This is a genomic window from Ruegeria sp. BG7 (assembly GCF_056535685.1).
Genome location: NZ_JBQFIU010000003.1, coordinates 56,355 through 78,912 on the forward strand (window position 1 = coordinate 56,355; position 22,558 = coordinate 78,912).

A 22,558-nucleotide genomic window follows, 5' to 3' on the forward strand; every position below is an offset into this window, starting at 1 on the left:
CTGCGGTCTGCACGAACTGGAAGAATGCGGACGGAGTGAGCTTTCGCTGCGGCTGCGCCAAAGACTGCTTCGAGTGAGTGTGTCAAAACCGGTCGTTCTTGATCGCTAACGGTGCGTCAGACATCGCGCGAGCTCTACCACCGATTTGATCGCGCGCCGGGCGCGTGCCCAAGTCGGGAGTGCGCGACAAAGCTGTTTTCCGTAGTATGGAAACCAGCCCCTTCCCGCCTCAATCCCAGTTTCTCTGAGAGTGCCTACTCAGAGAACCTTGCGGTAGTACACAGACCTTTTTCCTGCGCAAATTGAAAGAGAGGAAGGCGGAAATATGCAATCAAACGCATCTGCATGTATCAGAATTCTGGAATCCCTAGTACCGCCATCTGTTTGCCAACCCGCTCAAGTACGTCTGGAGAAAAGACCATTGCTTCTTTGAAGCGTTTCACTGTCATGTCTGGATGGGCGCGCAATAACTTCTCTGCAGACGTGCGCGCTTCTTCTTCGCGTCCTGCTCCCAACAGCGCGGCACAGAGGTTTCGGTGAACCCAATGTGCATTCGGGCGTTCTTGCAGAGCGCGAATAAATAGGTCTGCCGCCTGATTGTCGTCACCGGCAACCTGATGAGCGCTGCCCATGCCTACAAGATTGTTGAAATTCATCGGGTCTAACGGGCTTAGGCGCATCGCCCGTTCGAAGTGTTTCATGGCCATTTCTGGCCGGTCTGCATAGGTTTCGAGCCAGCCCAAACGGCTCAATGCCCATGCGGAATTGGGATCGAGCTGGATCGCGCGTTCGAGAAGGACACGCGCAGCACCATAGTTGCGTGCAAATGTGTGAACCGTACCTAGTACCGACAGTATCAATGGATCGTCGGAAGACATTTGGGCGGCCCGTTCCGCGCGGGATAGCGCCTCGGCCTTCGCTTTGCTGATATCAGCGACCCAATTGTACACAGAGCGTTGCGCCCAGCACCAAGCGGCGAGAGCAAGTGCCATTGGATAATCGGGATCGATCTCAAGAGCCTTGTCTAGAAGCTCCAACGCTCTTGCCGCTGATTGCTCCTCTAACATCCAGGCATCGGGCATGGCGCGCATCGTGTAGTCATACGCGCCAAGATCATGAGGCGGCTTCCGCCGTGTACGTTCAATCTCCGCAAATTGAATTGAGGGCTGCAGGGCGCCAGCGACTTTCTCCGTTATCTTGTCTTGGAGATCGAAGATGTCGTCGAGAGACCCGTCATACTTGTCTGCCCACAGGTGTGCCCCTCCATCGGTTTCGATCAGCTGCACAGTGATTCTAACGCGTTGCCCCGCACGTTGGACCGATCCTTCAAGTACGTACTTCACGCCCAACTCGCGCCCGATATCCCGGACATTCATGTGTCGACCCTTGTAGGCAAAGGACGAATTCCGCGCGATCACGAAGAAGGACCGGATGCGCGAGAGGGTGGCTGTGATTGCCTCGACGACACCATCCGCAAAGTAGTCTTGGTCCGCGTCACCAGACATATTGTCGAAAGGTAAGACGGCGATTGAGGGCTTTTCCGGCCGCTGGAGCTGAACGCTGCTAGAACTTTTATGGGTGTTGTTGTCAAGCTCCGGAGACCAACGGAACACACGCACCGGCGTGGGGATGTTCTTTAATTGATGTTCGCCATCATCGGCAAAACTTGCTTCGATCCTCTTGGCAACGTGTTCATGAGTGCTTGCACTAAGGCTTATCCCACCTGGAGAAGCAATTTCCTGAAGGCGAGCAGCGAGGTTCACACCATCGCCAAAGATATCTTTTCCCTCGATGATAATGTCGCCAAGGTTGACGCCGATCCGAAGTCGCAGGAGCGGTTTGCCTTGCGGGTCCTCCTTCCGGGTAGACATTGCGGTCTGTATCTCGACGGCGCAAGCCACGGCGTCTACCACACTGCCGAATTCTACCAATGCACCGTCACCCATCAGCTTAACCAAGCGTCCCTTGTGAGCGGCTACGGTTGGGCCGAAGATTTTCTTGCGGATTTGGTTGACGGCGGCAAGGGTCCCTGTCTCGTCGGCGTTCATCATGCGTGAGAACCCGGATACATCCGTGGACATGATGGCTGCTAAGCGGCGCTGAACGTTCGTTGAACTCATACTGCTTTCCTAGCGGCGACTGCGTGAGCTCGCAAGACCGACGCATATTCGAGGTAGTGTATCTACCGCTTCTGCTTGATTGTTCTTGGCTTCCCAGCGGAACATGAACAATAACAGAGGTGGTATGGCACTGTGGCCATATAAGCTGGCCCCGTTTCAGTGGACGGTTTCAAAAGGTCCAGCTGACCGGTCTGCGAAGTCAGCCGGGCTTACGTTGCCAAGATACCCATGTCGACGACTTCGATTGTAGAACAGGTCGATCTACTCGACCAGATCGAGCGACAGTTTGGTGGCGGCAGACCAAAATTCTTAGGACGATGGGGAAGCCGCTACAGGTCCGAAACCATGCGTCGCCTACTTTTGTGGCAGGTCATAGGCTAGCCCAGCTCTGAAGCTCGCATGTCTGAATCTCAGGTGGGCTCGCTGACCCAAAGGAATAGGGCGGAGGTTCACCCATCCTTAAGACTTTCTTGCGCTATGGACACCATCTCCTTGATCAAAATGTCGAAGTCGCTCTGCGTGCTGCGGTGATTGGCGATAGCGCATCGCAAGGCATAAGTGCCAGAGACGCGGGTATCCGAGAGCGCCGCAATGCCGGTTTCCTGCAATCTCAGCATAACCTCCCGGTTGAGAAACTCGCAGTCTGTATCGGAAAGCCCCTTTGGACAAAGACGAAAGCACACGATGTCCAGAACCGGCTCAGCCAAAAGTTCCATGTCGGTGCGTGCGCGGATCAGATCTGCCAGATAATGCGCCTGGTCGATGTTCTGGTCGATCAGGCGGGCAAACTTCGCGGCACCGTGCTCCTTCAGGCTCATCCAGACTTTCAGCGCCCGGAAGCCGCGCGAGGTCTGGATGCCGAAGTCGTGCAGCCAATCGGCGGCCGCAACGCCGCGGGTTTCGCTTTCCAGATAGGCCTGAGACAAGGCAAACGTGTCCAGATGTTGTTCACGTTCTTTAACTAAACAGCAGCCGACCTCAAACGGAGCATGCAGCCATTTATGCGGATCAAGCGCAACGGAATCCGCGCGTTCCATTCCAGCCAGTAGGTGTCCGTGTTTCGGCGCCATCGCAGCGAGGGCACCGATGCAACCGTCAATGTGGAACCACAGGTTTTCTTGTGCGGCTAGATCTGCCAAGGCAGGAAGATCATCTATGGCTCCGGTATTTATCGTTCCGGCATTGGCGATGATTGCCACGGGCTGGACGCCCTCGGAACGATCAGTTGCGATCTTCGTCTGAAGCTGATCTACATCCAACCGATAGTCAGGCGTTGACGGGATGCGCCGCAGCGCCCTGCGTCCGAGACCAAGAAGTTCCATGGCCGTCAGATGGCAGCCATGCACCTGGTCGGAGCCGTAAAAGGCCAGACGAGCGCCGCTCAACCCTCCTTCCCGGATGCTTTCTTGCCCAAGGGCTTCATTGCGGGCAACGGTGAGCGCAATGAGGTTGGCCACTGAACCGCCACTGGTCAGCGTACCGCTGGCGGTGCTCGGGAAGCCTGCGATTTCCTTGAGCCAGTCTACCACTTGCCGGTCCATCTGGGCTGCGGCGTGATTACCCCCCCCCAGATTCGAGCCAAGAATAGCGGCCAGGAAATCACCCAGAGCGCCGGTGAAGTTACTCGATCCCATGTACCACATCCAAAACCGCGGATGGATGTTGCCCATTGGATAAGGCATCAGATTCTCCTTGATCTGATCGAGCACCTCTTCCAGCGGCGTGCCACTCTCGGGTAACGGAGATTCATAGAAACACTGCACCTGCTCTGGCATCTGTTGCCAGACCGGCGCGTCGCGCACCTCGCTCAGATAGGCCACCGCATCGTCAACCGCGCGATGTGCCGCCGCGCGGTGCGCCGCCCAGTCAGCAGGATCAAGGGTCTCTTCGCCTGACACTACGCACCCATCTGCGCTGTGGGTGTCGAGTGCGAGATCGCGATTTCTTCTTCGGTCATCTCCGGCTCGATGTTTTCGAAAAGTGGTGTGGTCATATAGCGCTCTGCTGTGTCTGGCATCATGGCCAGTAGGACAGAGCCTTCGGGCGCGTCCTGTGCGACTTGCAGCGCAGCCAGAACGGTTCCGCCACCAGACACGCCGGTCAGTATCCCTTCCTGACGCGCCAGATCTTGCGCTGTTTTGATCGCGTCTGGACCCGCAACGGGCATCAGTTCATCAAAGTACTTGTTGTCCAGAGATTCTTGAAGAACCGCCGGGATGAAATCAGGCGACCACCCCTGGAACGGGTGCGGCTCCCAAGCGCTGTGGCCTGAAGCCGGGCTGCCATTTGGGTTGCGTTCCTGAGCAATGCCACTGGCGACCAGCCCCGCATTGGCAGGCTCGGTTAGCACGATTTTGGTTTCGGGGCGGTCACGTCTGAGCACCCTCGCCACGCCGGTCAGCGTGCCTCCAGTGCCGAACCCGGTCACAAAATGGGTCAGCTTGCGCCCCTTGAAGTCAGCGACGATCTCCGGCCCTGTGGTGCGTTCGTGGATTAGCGCATTGGCCTGCGTCTCAAACTGGCTGGCTAGAAACCAACCATTAGCCTCGGCCAGTTCCACGGCTTTGTTGTACATTCCGACCGCCTTGAGCGCACGCGGTGTTAAAACCACCTTGGCTCCAAGCATGCGCATCAGTCGCCGCCGCTCAACTGAAAAACTGTCCGCCATTGTGATAACCAACGGATAGCCCCGGGCGGCGCAAACCATGGCGAGGCCGATGCCGGTATTTCCGCTCGTGGCTTCGATCACCGTTTGCCCAGGCTTCAAGGCACCACTCTTCTCCGCCTCGTCAATGATGCTTACGGCCAGACGATCCTTCACTGATGCCGCCGGATTAAAGAACTCTGCCTTCACGTAAAGCTCCACATGTGATGGTGCGAGTTTTTGCAACTTGATGATCGGCGTGCTGCCAATGGTTTCAGTGATGTTGTCGTAGATCATCGTGTTTTCCCTCGTTTCGGCCATTTTGGCTGTTTGTTTTGAATCAACTCTATTCCAGCTTTGGCGTCAGAGCTTGCAGAACATCTGTAGAAATCCTGTAGAGATGTTATTGTAAGCGATGATTTATTGTTTTGGTGATTTTGAACTGGATACGGGTTCGGCTGAACTGCGATGCGGCGGACAGGAAATTCCTGTCGAGCGGCAAGTCTTCCTGCTGCTGGAGTTGCTGGTCAAGAACGGCGAAGGTCTGACCTCTCAGACAGACATAATTGATACGATCTGGAACGGGGCAGCGATCTCAGATGCGGCGATCGCCAGCCGTGTCCGATCGGCCCGCGCGGCAATAGGAGATGACGGCGAACACCAGCGCGTCATTCGCACGGTAAGGGGCCGGGGCTATAGGTTGGTAGTTCCGGTCGTGAAGCGAATGAACCCCGACATGGCCGGCTTTTCATCAGCGGAGGGGTCGGCTCCGTCTATCGCTGTGCTCCCGTTCAGTGCGTTCGGCGACTTGGACCGCGCAACGATCATTGCCCCTGCCTTGGCTCATGAGCTGATCGTTACTCTGTCTTTGACCCGGTCGCTGACGGTCATTGCACGGGCTTCTAGCTTTCAAGTGGCCGACGGGAGGGAAGCGCAAGAGCGGCTGGATGTCGATTACGTTGTTACTGGGTCCGTAGAGATCCGCGCCAAAAGCGTAACCGTGTCTCCGGTCATGACATCGTCCAAGACAGGAGAGGTTATCTGGGCCGACAGGTTTCACGGCAAGCTGGATGACATCTTTACGATCAAAGCAACTGTTGCCAATTCCGTTGTCTCTGCTGCGGAAATGCATGTGCCGCGCCATCAGGCCATTCAAGCCAAGGCGCTTGATACCGAAGCTTTAGATGCCTGGAGTTTCTTTCACCTTGGTCTCAACCAAATTTACCGTTTCACCTCCGAAGATAACGCCAGGTCGGCTCAGTATTTTCAGGAGGCCCTCTCAAGGGCTCCCGATTTTGCCCGCGCGCATGCGGGTCTGTCATTTGTCGCCTTTCAACGTGCCTTCACAAGTTTTGACGAAGATCGCGGGGCCGCCGCACAGGAAGCCCTGCGCGCCGCCGAAAGGGCTATGGAGCTTGCCCCCGACGATCCCTTTTGCAATTTTGTTTTCGGCAGAAGTTACTGGATGTTGCATGATTTGGAGTCAGCGACGCATCACTTGGAACGGGCCGTCCAACTGAATCCAAACTATGCCCAGGGCCATTACTCGTTTGGTCTTGTTCAAACGTTGAATGGGATCAGTTCAGACAGTATTGATCGCACATCCGAACTTGCCACGCGTCTCAGCCCGCTAGACCCGCTTCTTTACGGGATGCACGGCATGAAAGCGTGGGTCCGGGTCAATCGACAAGACTGGGCCGGTGCCGCCGAATGGGCGGACAGGTCCGCGCGCACACCCGGTGCTCATTTCCTCATAGACATGTTGGCGGCGATGACCCATGAGGCTTGCGGCAACAGCAATGAGGCAAGGCATTTTGCGTCCCGCGCCCGTTCCCGCCGCCCAGACGCCAATCAGGACCAGTTTTTTGCAGCCTTTCCGCTGCCTGAGGGCCTGGCCCGAAACACCGGTCGGGCCGCTCTGACACAACTGGGTTTTTAGACAGGTGTTGACGCAGGACAGGTCCGTAAGATCGGTTGGCGCACTCGACCTTAATGACTTGCAGAATAAACCTCTTCGTCTTTACCTCGGAGCTCAGATAGAAAGTGGTGTCAGTTCATTCCGCTGACCTCAATAAGTTCGCGCCGCCAAGACCATTGTTGACAATGCAGGCCACAGTTCGAACCAGTTGCTTTAGCCACCACCAGAGAAGCTGACATTGATGCCCGCTGCAGAAGCGGTCTCTTTGGGCTCGGAGCCGCCTAATGCTCACGCAGAAATGGCGTGCCAAACTGTCTTTGGACTGCGGACATTCCGCCGCCTCGTAGAATCGCCTTGTCAGCACGGTGCTGATGACTGGGCGTGGAGGGGGGATCGGAGGGCATATCATGCCAAGAGTCCAACTACCCGCCGTAACCCCAAAACGCAGAGCGTGGAACAAGGGGCGTATCATCGGCCAGAAGCGCCCACTCTTGCCAAAACAGGTCTGGGCGATCCGCGCACGCCTGGAACTTGCGGGCTACCTTCGCGATCTGGCTTTGTTCAACGTCGCCATAGACAGCAAACTGCGTGGATGCGATCTGGTCAAACTCGCAGTGGCTGATCTCGTCAAGGATGACCGCGTCCGAGAGCGTGTTTCAGTGATCCAAAGCAAAACCAAGCGCCCCGTTCAGTTCGAACTGACTGAAAACACAAGGGACTCTGTCCTGGCATGGGTGAAGTCGCCCGAGATGCTGGCTTGCCCGTTCATGTTTCCGAGCCGTTTCCACGACCGACCACACATCTCGACGCGCCAGTACGGTCGGCTTGTCAGAGACTGGGTGGCTGCAATTGGCTTGGAACCAAGCGGATACGGAACGCATTCGCTTCGACGGACCAAGGCGGCAGAGATCTACCGGAAAACGGGAAATCTCCGAGCGGTTCAGCTTCTGCTCGGGCACACCAAGGTCGATAGCACAGTCAGATACCTCGGCGTCGAACTTGAAGATGCGCTGAGTATCGCCGAGAAAATCGACATCTAGAGTACCTTGGCGGGCGGCAAGTGCCGTTCGCCAATCCGGACCGGGCGTACGTTCTCGGCGCAGCGATGGTTACAATCGAGCCCAAAGCTGACTTTTCCGTGCGCAGGCGATGGGCATTCACTAACCTGTATCTATGCCACAAAAAGAGGATGGGATCAGACAAAAACCAATAGCGCGTTTTTCAGGAGTTTTGACGGAAATCCCTTGTACAAGTTGAAATGGGATCACATCGCGATATTTAGGTTCGTTGCGTCGCGAGAAGCTTCGCGATGCGTAATTTTTTTGGGAGGAATACATGAAACATGCTGCCATATTTGCCGCCGTGGCAATATCCGCTTATGCAACTGTTGCCGCTGCCAAAGATCCGATACCGGCAAGTAGTGACAACTTCGAGATCTACAGTGAGGTTGAAGGCTGGACTGTATATGCTGACAACGACTCTGGTACATGCCTTATTGAAAAGGTCTTCGAGAGCGGAAACGTAATGCAAATGGGTCTCACCAAAAACCAAAAACACGGTTATTTGGGAGTATTCACGCAAGCTGACATCGACATCAAAAATCGCCAGAAAATCGAGATAGCAATTGACGACTTCGTTTATGAAGGCCGTGCAAAAGGTATTAAAAGCAAGAAGCTAGCGGACGACTACTCAGGTGGCTATATTGTTGTAAAGGACGCAAATATGGCGACTGCCGTAGCTGAAGGACAGACCTTGATTGCGTTTCCAAAGAAATCCGCAAATTTTGTTGTGGATCTGACCGGTACAAAGAAAGCAATGGAAGAAGGCCGAAAGTGCAATCTTGCACTTGCTAGCTGACATCGCCTCATACTCGAACGCGAGTTAGTTGAGTTATCGTGATTTCGAACCGTGACGTGACCCCGCTGCTTGCGGGGTCCTTCTTTTGTTTGTGTTTGCCTCTTGGCCTTAGGCTTCAAGCTTTCGGCTAACTTACTCAAACCGGCGTGAGCGTTTACAGCAGAGTGCAGATTTCCGGCTGATCCGGGTGAGTGGTCAGATCTAGAGTTAGACCCAAACAAAGTATCTGTTGGTCACAGTGAAACATTCAAACATAAACATAATTCTGGATTTGTTGCGTCTGTGTGTGCTCTCTTCGACTGCTAAAGAGGTGGGGGACAGATAGATGAGACGAGCACTAAAAACGTTGACGATTTGGTCATTCCTTTGGTTTGCGGCGTTATCAGGCGCTTTTCCTGCCGGCGCGCAGGAAGCTGAGGCGGACCAAGAAGTTTCGGAGGTGGAAAGCGACGATCTTATGGATGCAGTCGTAGGTGAGATGATTGCGGCCGACGAGCTCGAGATCCTACTTGTTCCCTTAACTGCGGAAGAGCTTTCCCAGATTGCTGGTACTTGGCAGAGTTATGTGCGCTCTCGGCTCGAAGAAGTCGCGCAAGTAAACTTGCAGCTTCGGTCGGCGAGCGGAACTCTGGAAGACACCTTGCGGTCTCAGTTGTCCTCCTTGAACGACTCTGGATCAGACATTCTCAACAACTATCGTCTGGTGCTCGAAGCATGGGCCCTGAAAGGCGCGAAGGCGGAAGATCTAGAACCGCACACTGATTACATTCTTGCATTGAAAACAGGAGCCTTAAAAACAACCGATATTCAAACGCTTTTTCAGAACGCGTGGTCTTGGTTGTTCTCGTGGGACGGGGGCGTCGGCCTGCTGATAGCTGGCATGGGCGTTTTACTGGCAGTTTGGGCCATGATGTTCGTTGCGCGTATGGTGCGCCGGGTCACTGAACGGGGTCTGAACAAAATTCCAACTATTTCCAGAATGCTGAAACGCTTCATCGCCACCACCGTGTACTGGGCCGTTTTCGTCCTTGGCATTCTCGTCGTATTAGCTTTGTTCGGAGTTAACGTTACACCGCTGTTTGCGGTGCTTGGGGGTTTGTCGTTCATCCTAGGTTTTGCTTTGCAGGAAACGTTAGGCAACCTCGCAAGCGGTCTGATGATCATGGTTCTCAAACCGTTCGATACTGGTGACTATATCCAAGTAGGTGGTTCATCTGGGTTTGTTGATGAGATGTCGGTGGTTTCAACCAAGATCAGAACATTCGATAACCAGATTATCATAGTCCCCAACAGCAAGATTTGGGGGGACGTAATAACTAATGTGAGCGCATCCGAAGAACGTAGGGTCGATCTGGTCTTTGGCATCGCTTATTCGGACAACGCTGCCCAAGCAATTGAAGTCCTCAAGGACTTGGTCGCACGTCACCAGCTTTGTCTGAAAACACCGGAACCTGAAATCTTCGTGGGAGAGTTGGGAGACAACTCCGTTAACATCTTCTGCCGTCCATGGTCCAAGTCCGATGACTATTGGACTGTCTATTGGGACCTTACTGGTCAAGCGAAAGAGCGGTTTGACACGGAAGGTATATCCATACCGTTCCCGCAACGTGATGTGCACATAATTCCCGTAGAAGGAGTAAAACCATGAGGGCTCTTACGTTATGGTTCCTGCCGCTTCTATTTGCCTGCACTGTTGCGCTTGCTCAGTCTGAAGAAATTCTCGCACCTGTCGAAGAAAGAAATGATCCCGAATTCATAGCGCCGGTGATTGTGGATGGCGAAGAGCTATTCTTGGTTCGCGGCTCAAGTGCTTTGCCCGCTACCGAACGGGCGAGAAAGATCGAGGAACGGATTGCTCAGGTCGCCGATGCTTCGACGAGGGCTTCGGTTCAGGTTCAAGTATCGGACGCGGAATTTGGGAAAATGATACGCGTCGACGGGCAAATGGTTACAATAACTACCCAAGCTGACGCCGAGCACGAACAAATGGCTATTGAAGTTCTGGCTGGGCTTCAGGCTGAAGCGATTGAAACTGCGATCCTTCAATACCGAGATGCTCGGTCCAATGAAGGCAGAGTAGATAGTGCGATGGCTGCATTTGCTTGGACGGCAGTCTTTGCCCTCGCTTCGTATGCGTTTTTTGCGAAGCGGCGAAAGCTATTGGACTACATCAGAAACAACTTGGAAAAGAGGGCTGAAGGCGTTGAGGAAGCCACAAAATCGATCTTGAGAAGCAGGGCAATCGCATCGATTATAGTCTATTCAATCCACATATTGATGTGGGTCTTCTTTCTATTCTTTTTCTACTACTATCTTTCATTGGTGCTGCTCTCCTTTGCCGAAACGCAGGGTATAGCCCAGATCCTCTTGAAGTACGTAAGTGAGCCACTCGTAACCGTTGTTTTGGCAATTGTTGGTTACGTCCCCAACTTGATCATGCTCGCAATCATCGCAGCTGTGACCAGGTTGGCAATTCGCGGTCTCGACCTGTTCTTTGAGAACCTTGAGAACGGGGCTTTCGAACTGAAAGACTTTGAGGATCATTGGATCGCCCCCACTAACATGTTGTTCCGCGCGTTGGTGATCGTCATCGCGCTGGTGTTTGCGTACCCCTATATCCCTGGTTCCGATTCCCGGGCTTTTCAGGGCTTGACGATTTTGGCGGGTATTATGGTTTCGCTCGGTTCGAACACCGTTGTTTCAAATATGATGGCCGGTCTGTTTGTCATCTACAGACGCAGTACCAACGTCGGTGACCGCATTCAGGTTGGCGACAAGATCGGAGACGTAACAGAGATCAAGTTAATGGAAACACTGATTAAATCGATAAAGAACGAGATGATAAGCATTCCAAATGCGCAGCTGCTCAACTCCGAGGTCGTAAACTATTCGCGCAAAGTGGATGGCCGAGGGCTGTTGGTCCACACGACAGTAGGGATCGGATACGAGGAGCCACCAAAGAAAATTAAAGCGATGCTGATAGAAGCTGCTCAGCGAACCCAAGGGTTAAGAAAGAGCCCCGAACCTTTTGTCCTTTGGACACAGCTGGCTGACTACGCAATCAATTATGAGATCAACGCATACACTTCGCGCGGATCGAGCTTGCCTAAGATTTTGTCGGATTTGCGCGAAAACATTGTCGATGTGTTTAATGAAAACGGAACACAGATAATGACACCGTCCTACATTGCAGACCCGCCGGAACCCAAGGTTTCGACAGAAGAATGGGACGGAAAGCTTGCTCATCAAGTTGAATAAACCGCATTCAGCAACTGGCTTTCAGTGTCGGTTCTTGAGCTTCGTGTTGTAAAAAACGGTGATTGAGTACGCTTGTCTGCTCCGTCCGCTTCTTGCCTATTCAAACGTGGTGCAGCGAATGCCCGGAATGTCCAAGGACAAGAGTCCGTCCCAATCGGAACAGACCCCACATTACTCCAACCCGGTGGTCTCGCTGTTCCCGGCAACACATTCACCGGCGCGAACAATCATCTATCATGTCCTCCGTGGTTAAAGACTGTGTCCATCATACTCATGGACGTGGGTAGCCTGTTCGCGGGTATGGGCAATCTCTTGCACCACGGCGGCAATCTTGCTGGATGAAACTTGGTGCAGCTCACCAACAACGGCCTCGGCGCGCGCGTAGCTGTCTGGAACGCCTTGGCTGTTGAAGTGAGCAGCAGCGGTAGAAATGTCCGCTCCTCGCCAAGTCGCCGTTGCGCCAACCGAAACGCTGTCATGATCGTTGTAGCGGGCCAGGAAGGTGTTTCCGTCGAGACCGAAGCTGTTGGCGGTTGCAACAATTTCGTCACGCACTGCCAGCCATTTCTCGGCCTCGGACGGATCCAGGTTGTCCAACTCGGCCGCATTCATGGATGTGGTGTAACTGTCGTCAGCAACAGTGTACGCCTGCAGGTCAGTATCGTATGGGCGCAGTTCTGCGACATCGCCCTTCAGCTCTCCGATCTGGACGTCCATTGCGGCGCGCAAGTGTGGATCTTCAACCTCTCGGGCAAGCGCCTCCATGTTTTCGATGGAGTTTATGATGTCCTTGGTCTGTTGCTCGTAGGTCTCAAAACCGGCCTGCCCCAGAGCGGATTGCATATACTGAACATAGCGATCAGCGGGCGACTGGTAGTCGTCGGACTCCTGAAATTCTTTGTCGCCCGACAGATCCGCAAGGGACGAATAGTAGGGGTGATACAGGTCGTATTCCTGAGCATCACTCATGTGTTGAGACACCAATGCCTGCATATCGTTCAGATCTACCGGCTCCCCTGATCGCTCCGCAGCCTCCAATTCGGTTTTCAGTTCTTCGACCAGATCTTGTTGTGCCGTTTGTTCGTCAACTCGGCGGTTGGCCTGGTCCTCGATGTCGAAGCTGTTTGAGGCGATGGCTGCACGATCATAGCCCATCGCCTGCTGCTCTTTCTTGATGATGTCGATCTGCTCTGAAACGCGATCCTCGCGCGGGGCAGATTGATCAAATTTGGAATAGGGTGCGAAGTGTTCGACTTCGTTTAAAAGATAGTCTGTACGCGAAACCATAGTTTTTCCTTTGCGAGTTGATGGATAACTCTGTGATGGATCTGCCTGGGGCGTTGGCGCGCGCATCAGGCAGACCGGGCGAAGTCCTTATAAGCTGTGTCCGTCATCGTCACCGCGCCCCTCTAGGAGCGGATGAGTGGCGTGGGCGTGGACGTTCGAAAGTTCCTCGGAGATTGCGATGATCTTGGTAGAGGCTGTTTGGTGCAGCTCATCGACAACGGCCTCGGCCCGCTCGTAGCTGTCAGGCAAACCCTGACTGTTGAAGTGAGCCGCAGCTGTCGATATGTCGTCGCTGCGCCATCCCATTGTTGTGCCCAGGGTGACGTTGTGATGGTCTCCAAACCGGGCAATGAACGCCTCGCCGTCCAAGCCGTAGCTGGTGGCGGTCTCTGTAACGTCCTTGCGGATCTCGGACCACTCAGCGGCTTGTGGGTAATCCAAGACATCCATTTCGGCGGTATCCATCATCGTTGCATACCGCCGGTCCTCGATGATGAAGGCTTGAAGGTCCGGATCGTTGGTGCGCAGATCCGCAACGTCGCCTTTCATCTCGCCAATCTGAATGTCCATAGCGACACGCAGATTTGGGTCGTCAACCTCACGAGCAAGACCTTCCATCTTGTCGATTGATTGCAGCAATTCTTTGGTCTGAGACTGGAAGTCCTCATAGGCCCCCTCGCCCAAGGTGTCCTGCATATAGACCTCGTAGCGGCGTGCTGCCGGGGCATAATCAGCGGACGCCTGGAACTCCTTGTCATCGACAATGTCAGCAAGGGCCGACAGATACGGGTGGCTCTGTTCGTTGTCCCGAACGTTGTTGATATGGGCAACAACCTGAGCCTTTAGTTCGGGCGCTATCGTATCCTCAGACCCACCTGTTTCGATGTGTCGCCGCAGGTTGCTCATGACCTCGGGCGACACGTAAGACGGGTCTCCCGGCGCGCCGTAATCATCAAAATGATGGGCTTGATCCAATAGATGTTCCATGCGCGAAACCACTGGTTCGTCTCCCTCTACGAGTTGGATGGCAAACTCTTCGATCCGGTCCTTGATGGCGTTGGCGCGCTCATCAAACAGATCCGACATTCTTGCGATGGAGAGAGTCATCACATCACCGGCCATGTCGCGGGCCTTAACTTCAACCTCCGGAGTGCTTTCAACAAGTGACAGTCCGGCCTGAACTTTCCACGTGTCGGTCTCCACTTCCTGCCGCAAACCGCGCTCAAGGCGGGTCGTCGCGGTCAGCTCAATGCCGTATCCTTCGGCAACCTCAACCTGGATGGCGCGCTGAACGTCGATGTTCATCTCGCTGCTCATGCCCATAGCAAGCCACTGACCATGCTCGACGCCCCGGTTGTTCACAACGATGTGGACATGGGGGTTGTCGGTGTCGTTGTGGAACACGGTCAGATAGTCCCAGGTATCGCCAAAATCACCGCTCCCAAATAGACGATCCGCGAACTCCAAGCCCGCCTCATGCGCGGCGTCTGGATAGGTGCCTTCGGGAAAAGAAACGATCATGTGACGGGTATACCCGTAATTGGTTTTCCCGTTGAAATCCTCGGCCCAAGTCTCAATCAAATCAATGACCTGATCCGCATCGAGCGGGGTCACGCCATTGTCCCGGATGTCTAATACGCCTTCTACCCTGACGGTCAGATAGTTGATCTGGCGGCGCAGCTCATGGGCGTTGTTCACCCCACCTTTGCGGACGTGTTTCACAACCGCCTCGGGCTTTCCGACCACAGCACCCAGCCGCGCCTTGATGGATGAGGCCCGCGAGATCATGAACTTCATGCGCTTGGCGGTCTGCAGCTGCAGGCTGATCTGCTTGGATCGATCGATACCCTTCTGCGCTTCCCGGAAGGCAAGCTCCAGGAAATCCTCTGCTGTCAGATTGCGAGCCGCGACATTCATACTTCAGATGTCCAATCATCGTCGCGCAAGATCCGGCGAATGGCGGCCTCCGGTTCTCGATTTCGGCGGGCCGCTGTGATCAGCGCTTTCAGGTCTTGCCGGTGCTGGATGATCGCACGATGGAGATTTTCGACATCGCGCCGGTCGTCATCCGTCCAGATCACCGTGCCGCGCTTGGCCGATTTCGCCAGTTGATTGAGGTTGGTGTATCCACCCTGAACCTGCCGCAAGTGCGTCTGCCAGAGATCCACAACAGCGGGGTCAGGATCGAGATACCCGATCAGACGATAGATCAGACGCTGGATGATCTGGTTGCGGCTCTTGGCCCCGAGCGCGCCCACGGCCTCCTCCAGACGCGCCAATGCATCCAAAGGCAAGCGCACGGAAAAGACAGTGGTGTCGGCTGGCTTGCTCAATGTATACCTCAGGTTGTATTTCGAGTTTGTAACACAACTACCTTATCCTGTCATACTCTCCAAGAGGAAACCGGGGGTGATTTTAGAAATCCGCATTTTCTCAAATTGCCCCCGGAACAGTTTTGCTCTTGGAGGCTATTTCCACGCCGGGAAAAGGGTTCCGCCCCTTTTCCTTAAACAGGCGTGGGTGCCGGTGGACTGGCGCAGGGCAATCACGCAAAGCGGGAGCTGCCCGAACAGCGCCCGTCACTTTCCGGCACGTTAAATGCAATCTGCATTTTCCGCGCGCCTGGGCGCGCTCAGTTTCCCGCCGCCTGCGCGGCGGGTCTGGCAGGGTTGTCTGCTGCCGCATTGGGGCAGATCGACACCGCTGCCCGGTCTTAGGACCGCGCGCCACCTGTGGCGCGTATGTGGTCCGGCCTTTGGCCGGAGCAGAAGAAAGGGCGGCTTGCGCCGCCCTGCCCTCTCGTCATTCGGTGACGCGATCGTCATCGGTGCGTTTTGGGAAGGCCACCATCTCGACGCCGGGGAACATGCTGTGCCTGACCTGGATCGAGGTGATGTTTCCGGTCTCATCGGTATGGACGAAGAGCACCCCGCATCGGTCCCAGAATGTCTTGCCCTCTTTTTCACCGGTCTTGACGTTCAGTTTCAGTGTTTGAGTTGCCATTGTTTGATCCTCGCTATGGCGTGTTTCGATGAACATGGGAAAAGTGAGCACAAAAGGGGATGTCAGCAGGTAATTTGCTCCGCGCGGAATGCGCCGCAGGCGCAGGGGATATTCCCTGTTGAAGCGCGGTACCCGGTCCGGGCACCGCGCGTCTTTCCCGACTGCTCGCTTATGTTCATCACCACAGAAACACGGGCAGCTGAGGATCTTCTCCGGCAACGGGCCCGAAACTGTCAGGCCAAGTGAACAGGCAAGGCATTCTGGGATCGCTGCACGCGAGGCATCTGAACGAAGCGATGCAGTAAATGGCAGCAACATCGCTTCGGTCCGACACAGGCGCAGTGTTCAGCTCCGGGTCCGGGTGGCCTTTCTGGGCCGGTATGACCCTCGCAGCAAAGGAGGGAGGATCACCGGCGGTGCAAGCCGCGCATTCCAAATGGCGGAGGCCAAAGACCGGACGGTCCGGCCCTGATCCGCGCTTGTGCGGATCAGGTGATCAGCCGGACACAATTTGAAATGGCGGAGTCTGACCAATAACCGGTGCTAAATCTCTAAGTTGAACTTTGCTGCCCGAGCCACACCAAAGGTCAGGTAATTGGGCGCAATGGTTGTTCACTCATCCAAACACAAGATCAGTCTGTATTTCGAATCCCCGCTCCAATCAAAACAGGCATGACTTGCTCATCAGATTTGAACTCGAATATCCGTTCGACGCGAAGTGAACCAAGCCTTGCCGCCTCCAACGCGGCTTTCATTTGATTCAACGTCAATCCGAAACCGCCATCATCTGACGCTTGCCAATCCCACTGAACCAAATGCCCGCCTTTGTTGAGCAAGCCCGCTAGCACTGCCACAGCGCTACTGTAATCGGGAAGAAAGGCGCAAACGGATGAAGCGCAGATCAAATCGAAACCTGAAAACCCGTTCTTGAGCCCCGGAACATCTCCAGCCAGAATATCTCCATGCACTGCTCTAACATTGTGCAGCTGCTTTTCGTGCAGGACCGCAATCATATTCTCCGAAGTATCAACCGCGACAACTTCCTCCACATGCGGTGCAATCTTCTCCGTCAGCAATCCGGTGCCACATCCAAAGTCGAGCACGCGATTTGATTGCCAATCCTTCCCACGGAGACTCAAGTGGTCGTCGAGCGAGGCAAAAGCGCGACGCGCATAGCGTCTGACGTCGCTATTGTCGTCCCAACCATCGGCATAGTCGTTCCAGTCATCAGTCATGTTGCTTGCGTTTCCTTGTGGGTTTGCATCGGCCCCAACACATCTGCGCTGACGCAGACGCATCGATACGAACGCGCGACATTGGCTAGGTTGGCGACAACAGTCAACATGGGTTTGGAATGGCATATGGAGGGAATAGAGGCGACCTCGGCAAGCCTCTGCCGACGATCTTGCACACAAGAAAGAGGCCCACCGAAGCGGGCCGCAAGTTTAACCAAAGGAAAGTCTTGAGGTATTGAGATCAGGCTACCGCCTGCGCGCGCGATCGACAACACCATCGGCTGTGATCGTGGCAATGCGATCCTCAGTACGGCGGGTCATTTCCACCCCGTCACCCGTCATATGCGCCTCGGCAAACTCCGTGAACTTGAAGATGCTGCCATCAGCTTCGACATGGGTTTCATCTTCTGCCGAGCGGCGCTTCACCGATCCGTCATGGCGGATTTCGATGATGGTGTTGTCGGCCATTCGAACTGTCACGGTATGCTCATCTACAGCGACACCCTGCCACCAGGCATCTGCATCGCGGCGCACAACAATGCGGTTTGGGTGCAGCTTGATCTGCACGTCCTGTACCTCGTCCGGATCAGCGGCTTTGACGACCACGATGGCCTCCTGCGCGCTGGGATCACCATGGATCGACGCGCTCCCGTTTTTTGGCGGCCAGAGCTTCGGCTGTGTGCGCGGCTTGCCCTTCTGATCCGTATGAAACCCGACAAACATCTGCGCGGACTTCCAAACACGGCGGGCGGCTTTCTCGAGCTTGTTCGATGGGGTTTTCATGGGGTTTTCCAAATCCGTTTCTGCGAAGTTCTTGCCTTTGAAAATGTGATAGGCGACCGGCCTTTGATGGATAGTCTCGACGGGTTGTTCACGCAATGCCACTTTGAGTTTTCATCATTGCGGCTGACACAGCCGGAGATTGATTGGCAGGGCGTTATGCGCCCTGCCCTGCTGGTTCAGAAGCACTCAGGTACCCAAGCATCGATCCGGGCTCTCTGTGCCTCGGTCACGCCCAGTGCCTTTTGATGCTCTGGATCATTGAAGAGCTTGTGCATCGCTTCGTTCTTCGCGCCCTTCTTGGATTTCGCGAAGGTTTTGAACATGTCGGTATCTATGTGCAAATCCAGCAGGTCTTTATAGAGGTCATCCAGCTGCCAGCCTTTCAGCCGCTTGAAGCAATTCTCAGCCGAAGGTGTCCAGATCGCGCGGATGTCTGCTCCAATCTCAGCCTCGATCTCAGCCATGAACTCTGGGCGTTGGGTCAGGAACCGCCGGGCCAGAAAGGCTGTGATCTCACCGTTGCGGGTTTTCTTGCCCAGATCGCGAAACGCTTTGAACGCCTCCACGCTGCCTTTTGCGGCCATCTCGTGGAACTGGTCATAGGCTGCCTCTGCCGCCGCATCCTGTTCCCCGCCAAGGCGGGGGTCGAGGATGAACTGGTCATCGACCTCGGGCGTGTTCCGTTCAGCGCCACCATAGCCAAACCCGAACAGGTTGCAGGTCAGACCGGAGGCCGGGGTGGCATAGAAGGCAAACAGGCTCAGCACATAATCCGGCTTGTCCAGCAGGGCCGTCTGCACTGCTGCCAGCCGGATCGCTACCATGTCGTCGATGAACTTCTGCGAATAAGCCGGTTTCGGTGTTTCTTTGACCTCTGTCTCTTTGACTGGTTCCAGAACACCGGCCTCAATGGCGGCCTGCACATGTTCTCCCGCGACATAGGCCGATGATGTTTTGATCTCGCCAGTGTTGCCGACATAGACAAACACGCCGGACAGCTTGCGTTGCTCGTCAGAATAGAACGGCGCGGCATAGTCTTCGAGCGTTGCAAGTTCCTTGTCGCCAGCCTCGTCCAGAGCCTCGGCTTCATGGAGTTCGGCAAGTTCGTCATACCGTTCGGCCTGTTTTTCCGTGAAGTCCCGGCTCACCATCTCAAGACGGTGCATGCCTTCGGTCCCCGAGAACCCATAGGGAATGTAGCTTTCATCATGGGTGTCCACCCAGTCCCAGCCTTCCGCTTCACGCAGCTTTTCCGCTTCTGCCGCCAGTTTCTCAGCAAACAGATGATCCAGTAGCTCGCCCTCGTTGAATAGGGTTTCATCAGCAAAGAGATCAGCAGTGACCGTGCCACCGGCTTCAACATAGGCCTCCTGTCCCACAAACACTGCCTTTCGATTGGTGCTGCTGACCGCTTCGGACGTGAGGGCTTGTTTAACATCATGCTCACTGAACCACCGGCAGTCTTTGGCCTGTTCCAGAACCTCCAGAATTTTCTCTTCTTCGGTGCTGACCGTCATGGCTTTGGCCAGCCCCATGCTGATCTCACCGGCCTTGAGCGCGTCAAGAACGGCGATGGGCAGACAGGCAAGCGCGAGGCGGCGGCGCACATGGGCCTCCGTCACGCCAAACGCATTGCTGATCTTGGCAACAGACAGGGATTTCTCGGCCATCTTGCCATAAGCGCGGACCTCGTCCACCGGGTCCAGTTCTTCGCGGGCGGTGTTTTCTGCATTGGCCCATTGCTCTGCAACAAACGCGTTGTCCGTGACCTTAACGGGAACCTGTGCCAGATCGGCGCGCTCGGTCACAGCGATGTTCAAGGCGCGCAAGCGGCGACCACCGGCAACGATAGCGACTTTGCCATCCGCATCGCGCAACCCGCTCAGGTTCTGGATCAGGCCGCACATGACCAGACTGTCGGCCAAGAGGGCAATGCCTTCCTCCGCAACCTCCTGACGGGGGTTGATGTCAGACAGGTAGAGATCAGACAGGGCAACAGTTTCGATGGTTTCCGGTGCGGCGAATGTTTCAAGTTTGCTCATGGGGCAAATCCTTGTTTCAGAGTTTGAGATCGTGGTAAGGGTGCCCTACCCCCTTGGGGGTAAGGCGGGGCCGCTTAAGCGGCTACGTGTTGTTTCAAGAAGCGGAGGGCGATGTTTGCAGACAGGCCTCCCTTCTTGAGCAATTCCGCAGCTTCACGTGTTCGCTGTTCGATGATATTTGCAGGCATGATTTCACCTCCTTTCCTGCGCAGGTTGCACGTGCAGACCCAGTCCCTTTGGGACAAGGCTGGTCTCAGTATTCGCTGGGGCACATGATGGTCAGAACGCGGCGCGTGACTGCCGGATCAAACGGACGGTCGGAGCCGTATTTGTAGTCCGCGTCGTAAAGGTCGATCTTCCAGAACAGCTTCTGGTCACGGACTGTCACCGCCCCAAAAGTGTGATCGCCATAGGGGTCATTGCCTTCGGCAAAGTGCGTATCCGTGGACACGGCCGCCAGTGCCGCTGCCTGGAACTCCGGCCCTTCGCCTGACACGCCGGGCGTGACAAAAACCTGACCCTGAATTCCCTTAGAATGCATCTCGATTGCTGCGTTCGGATCAATCAGGGCTTTCCGAAACAGGTCATTCTGGGCCACAATCTCTGCCGCCTGCAGGCTCGCGTCAGTCTCGATTTCTTTTGTCGCTTCGATGTTCAAAACCGTCTCTCCTTTTGTGGTGCGACCTCCGGGGCTGATCCCCTTTGGTGCTGGTTTTGAGCAAAGCCCTGAAAGGGCGTCGTCTCTAAAACCTGCCACGTGGCGAACGCGGAGAGGGGCGAGACAGGACAAATCGACAAGAGTGGTGCGGCCCGCAGCGCAGGCGCGCGAGGACACGGTCTTGTCTATTTGTCTTGTCCGAGGGGGGAGGCCGCGCCTTCCCCCTGACGTCGGGTGGCGTTTGGCTTGTCCAAATCCCGCCTGACCAACAAAAGAAGCCAAGGGATCTTTGATCCTGCGGAAGCGCAAAAGGGATCGAAACCCGCATGGGCAGATCACCACAGCATGAACCGACCATGATCCAAGGCCCCTGCCCCGGCTCGCAAAAGACGGTTCAGGGGCTATTGCGTCAGGGAGATCATGCAGGGGTGTTCTGGGTGGAAGCCGGCCTGCCGGCTGGAACCAAGAGCACGCTCACGAGCCGACAGGCTCGGGATTTGCCAAAGAAACAAATTGCAGCCCGAAGTCACTCACCGACCGGAACATACCCTCGACGGAGCTTTTGCTGTTCGAGATTATGGAGCGCTTCACTAGCAAGGGCTTCGTCATCATACGTCACCATCATGGCTTGCCCGTTTGTGCCAATACGTCCCCAGGTGCGAAGAACAGACACTTCCCCAAACAGCGTCGGCTGCAACTCTATTCCATAGAACCGCGCCATGTTGACGTCTGGATCCACATGGATCAGGTGGACAGGTGTGGTGTCTGTCAGCTCCATGACGGGATTGTCGGTCAATTCAGACCGCCTGTCCAATGACTTTGCAAGATCCATTCGTCGGAATGGATTCTGATCCTCAATGGGACCTCCACCTGCTGAACGAACATCGGCCTGTCAGGCGCGGGTCTCTGCCTACTTTTTGACTGACACTGTCAGCAGTGGGGTGCTCTGAATTGCTTTCAGCCCGCCAGAAACATACCAGCACTACATCTTGTGTACTAGATGGCTCTGTCCACAACATACTTGCTTTTACCCCTCTTTTGTTCTAAGAATTACAGAACCGTCGAAGGGGAAAGCAGATGTCCGAAACTGCCATTTCAGAGACACAGGCAACACTGCCAGCAACCGCCAAACAACTCGCTTACGCACGTAAAATCGCAGAGCTGCAGAACGTGGTTCTACCCTGGGAGATCCAGCAGGATCGCCGGGCTTTGAGCCAGTGGATTGACACACAGCGCTCTATGCCGCGCGTCCGCGATACCCGACCAAGCTCCAAACAGGTGGCTTTCGCCGAGCGTATTGCGCGGATCAGGCGTCGCGCTGTACCCGACGAGTGCTTTCGGGATCGCTCTATGATGTCCCGCTGGATCGACAGCAATAAACCTTGACGGACCCGACCTTGATTGCCTCCACTGTTGTCATGGAACTCGACGAAGACAAGGTAGATGACGCGGTTCTGGCATTGCTTTGGTTGACACTGCATGACGAGCGGCGTGCCTGGAAAGGTTTTGACTGGGGCGCGCTCAACCGCTTGCACCAGAAAGGATTGATCCTGGACCCTAAAGGGAAGGTGAAGTCAGTGGTGTTGACCGAGGATGGGCTGCGCCGATCAGAAGCGCTCTTCACAGAACTCTTTGTTCAGAAGCCTGGGCAATAGCGTTTCCGCTGCATGACCGCCGAGTCAATCTGCGCCAGTGCAGGTCTCACATCTGGCTGATGGCAACAATCTGCGCTAGGTCGCAGCTGTTCGGCAAT

General features: G+C 55.1%; 19 protein-coding genes. 7 read left to right on the forward strand and 12 right to left on the reverse strand.

What is annotated here, in order from left to right:
• Positions 1–350: 350 nt before the first annotated feature.
• From ACR3EH_RS21345 to ACR3EH_RS21355, 3 genes are all read right to left on the reverse strand, one after another.
• Complete coding sequence (locus tag ACR3EH_RS21345) at positions 351–2,120, reverse strand: adenylate/guanylate cyclase domain-containing protein (RefSeq protein ID WP_171676752.1); 1,770 nt, start codon at positions 2,118–2,120, stop codon at positions 351–353.
• A 449-nt stretch (positions 2,121–2,569) separates the two neighbouring features.
• The gene (locus ACR3EH_RS21350) at positions 2,570–4,018 is read right to left on the reverse strand and encodes a pyridoxal phosphate-dependent decarboxylase family protein (protein ID WP_171676754.1); all 1,449 of its coding nucleotides are present in this window, start codon (positions 4,016–4,018) and stop codon (positions 2,570–2,572) included.
• On the reverse strand, positions 4,018–5,061 hold the full coding sequence (locus ACR3EH_RS21355; protein ID WP_253762222.1) for a PLP-dependent cysteine synthase family protein: 1,044 nt from the start codon (positions 5,059–5,061) through the stop codon (positions 4,018–4,020). Before ACR3EH_RS21355 ends, ACR3EH_RS21350 begins: the two co-directional genes overlap by 1 nt.
• A 118-nt stretch (positions 5,062–5,179) precedes the next feature.
• On the opposite strand from ACR3EH_RS21355, the gene ACR3EH_RS21360 reads away from it, so the two are divergent.
• The 5 genes from ACR3EH_RS21360 (at position 5,180) to ACR3EH_RS21380 (ending at position 11,797) form a co-directional block, all read left to right on the forward strand.
• Complete coding sequence (locus tag ACR3EH_RS21360; protein ID WP_171676758.1) at positions 5,180–6,703, forward strand: winged helix-turn-helix domain-containing tetratricopeptide repeat protein; 1,524 nt, start codon at positions 5,180–5,182, stop codon at positions 6,701–6,703.
• Positions 6,704–7,089: 386 nt separating this feature from the next.
• Positions 7,090–7,722, forward strand: a complete 633-nt coding sequence (locus ACR3EH_RS21365) for a tyrosine-type recombinase/integrase (protein WP_152460026.1) — start codon at positions 7,090–7,092, stop codon at positions 7,720–7,722.
• Positions 7,723–8,017: 295 nt separating this feature from the next.
• Positions 8,018–8,539, forward strand: coding sequence for a hypothetical protein (locus ACR3EH_RS21370; RefSeq protein ID WP_171676760.1), 522 nt, complete (start codon positions 8,018–8,020; stop codon positions 8,537–8,539).
• A 325-nt stretch (positions 8,540–8,864) separates the two neighbouring features.
• The gene (locus ACR3EH_RS21375; RefSeq protein WP_171676762.1) at positions 8,865–10,187 is read left to right on the forward strand and encodes a mechanosensitive ion channel family protein; all 1,323 of its coding nucleotides are present in this window, start codon (positions 8,865–8,867) and stop codon (positions 10,185–10,187) included.
• Positions 10,184–11,797, forward strand: coding sequence for a mechanosensitive ion channel family protein (locus tag ACR3EH_RS21380; protein ID WP_171676764.1), 1,614 nt, complete (start codon positions 10,184–10,186; stop codon positions 11,795–11,797). The genes ACR3EH_RS21375 and ACR3EH_RS21380 overlap by 4 nt, the downstream gene beginning before the upstream one ends.
• 249 nt (positions 11,798–12,046) lie before the next feature.
• Here ACR3EH_RS21380 and ACR3EH_RS21385 read toward each other — a convergent pair whose 3' ends face one another.
• The 9 genes from ACR3EH_RS21385 to ACR3EH_RS21425 form a co-directional block, all read right to left on the reverse strand.
• Complete coding sequence (locus ACR3EH_RS21385; RefSeq protein ID WP_170514426.1) at positions 12,047–13,084, reverse strand: hypothetical protein; 1,038 nt, start codon at positions 13,082–13,084, stop codon at positions 12,047–12,049.
• Positions 13,085–13,171: 87 nt separating this feature from the next.
• Positions 13,172–15,001, reverse strand: coding sequence for a relaxase/mobilization nuclease domain-containing protein (locus tag ACR3EH_RS21390; RefSeq protein ID WP_171676766.1), 1,830 nt, complete (start codon positions 14,999–15,001; stop codon positions 13,172–13,174).
• Entirely contained in the window at positions 14,998–15,417 is a 420-nt protein-coding gene (locus ACR3EH_RS21395) for a ribbon-helix-helix protein, CopG family (protein ID WP_171676768.1), read from the reverse strand. Before ACR3EH_RS21395 ends, ACR3EH_RS21390 begins: the two co-directional genes overlap by 4 nt.
• 469 nt (positions 15,418–15,886) lie before the next feature.
• Complete coding sequence (locus ACR3EH_RS21400; protein WP_171676770.1) at positions 15,887–16,087, reverse strand: hypothetical protein; 201 nt, start codon at positions 16,085–16,087, stop codon at positions 15,887–15,889.
• A gap of 632 nt (positions 16,088–16,719) precedes the next feature.
• Positions 16,720–17,322 (reverse strand): class I SAM-dependent DNA methyltransferase, encoded by a 603-nt coding sequence (locus ACR3EH_RS21405; RefSeq protein ID WP_171676771.1) that lies wholly within the window; start codon positions 17,320–17,322, stop codon positions 16,720–16,722.
• A gap of 246 nt (positions 17,323–17,568) precedes the next feature.
• Positions 17,569–18,207, reverse strand: a complete 639-nt coding sequence (locus ACR3EH_RS21410; protein ID WP_480634876.1) for a hypothetical protein — start codon at positions 18,205–18,207, stop codon at positions 17,569–17,571.
• Positions 18,208–18,281: 74 nt separating this feature from the next.
• On the reverse strand, positions 18,282–20,147 hold the full coding sequence (locus ACR3EH_RS21415) for a ParB/RepB/Spo0J family partition protein (protein ID WP_171676775.1): 1,866 nt from the start codon (positions 20,145–20,147) through the stop codon (positions 18,282–18,284).
• Between the two features lie 253 nt (positions 20,148–20,400).
• Positions 20,401–20,805, reverse strand: a complete 405-nt coding sequence (locus tag ACR3EH_RS21420) for a DUF3768 domain-containing protein (protein ID WP_253762224.1) — start codon at positions 20,803–20,805, stop codon at positions 20,401–20,403.
• A 526-nt stretch (positions 20,806–21,331) separates the two neighbouring features.
• Positions 21,332–21,601 (reverse strand): WGR domain-containing protein, encoded by a 270-nt coding sequence (locus ACR3EH_RS21425; RefSeq protein WP_253762233.1) that lies wholly within the window; start codon positions 21,599–21,601, stop codon positions 21,332–21,334.
• Positions 21,602–21,897: 296 nt separating this feature from the next.
• Here ACR3EH_RS21425 and ACR3EH_RS21430 point away from each other — a divergent pair, with 296 nt between their 5' ends.
• Positions 21,898–22,191 carry a hypothetical protein gene (locus tag ACR3EH_RS21430; protein ID WP_371810755.1) on the forward strand — a complete coding sequence of 98 codons (294 nt, stop codon included), beginning with the start codon at positions 21,898–21,900 and terminating at the stop codon, positions 22,189–22,191.
• Positions 22,188–22,460, forward strand: coding sequence for a DUF6429 family protein (locus tag ACR3EH_RS21435; protein ID WP_253762235.1), 273 nt, complete (start codon positions 22,188–22,190; stop codon positions 22,458–22,460). Before ACR3EH_RS21430 ends, ACR3EH_RS21435 begins: the two co-directional genes overlap by 4 nt.
• The last annotated feature ends 98 nt before the right edge of the window (positions 22,461–22,558 follow it).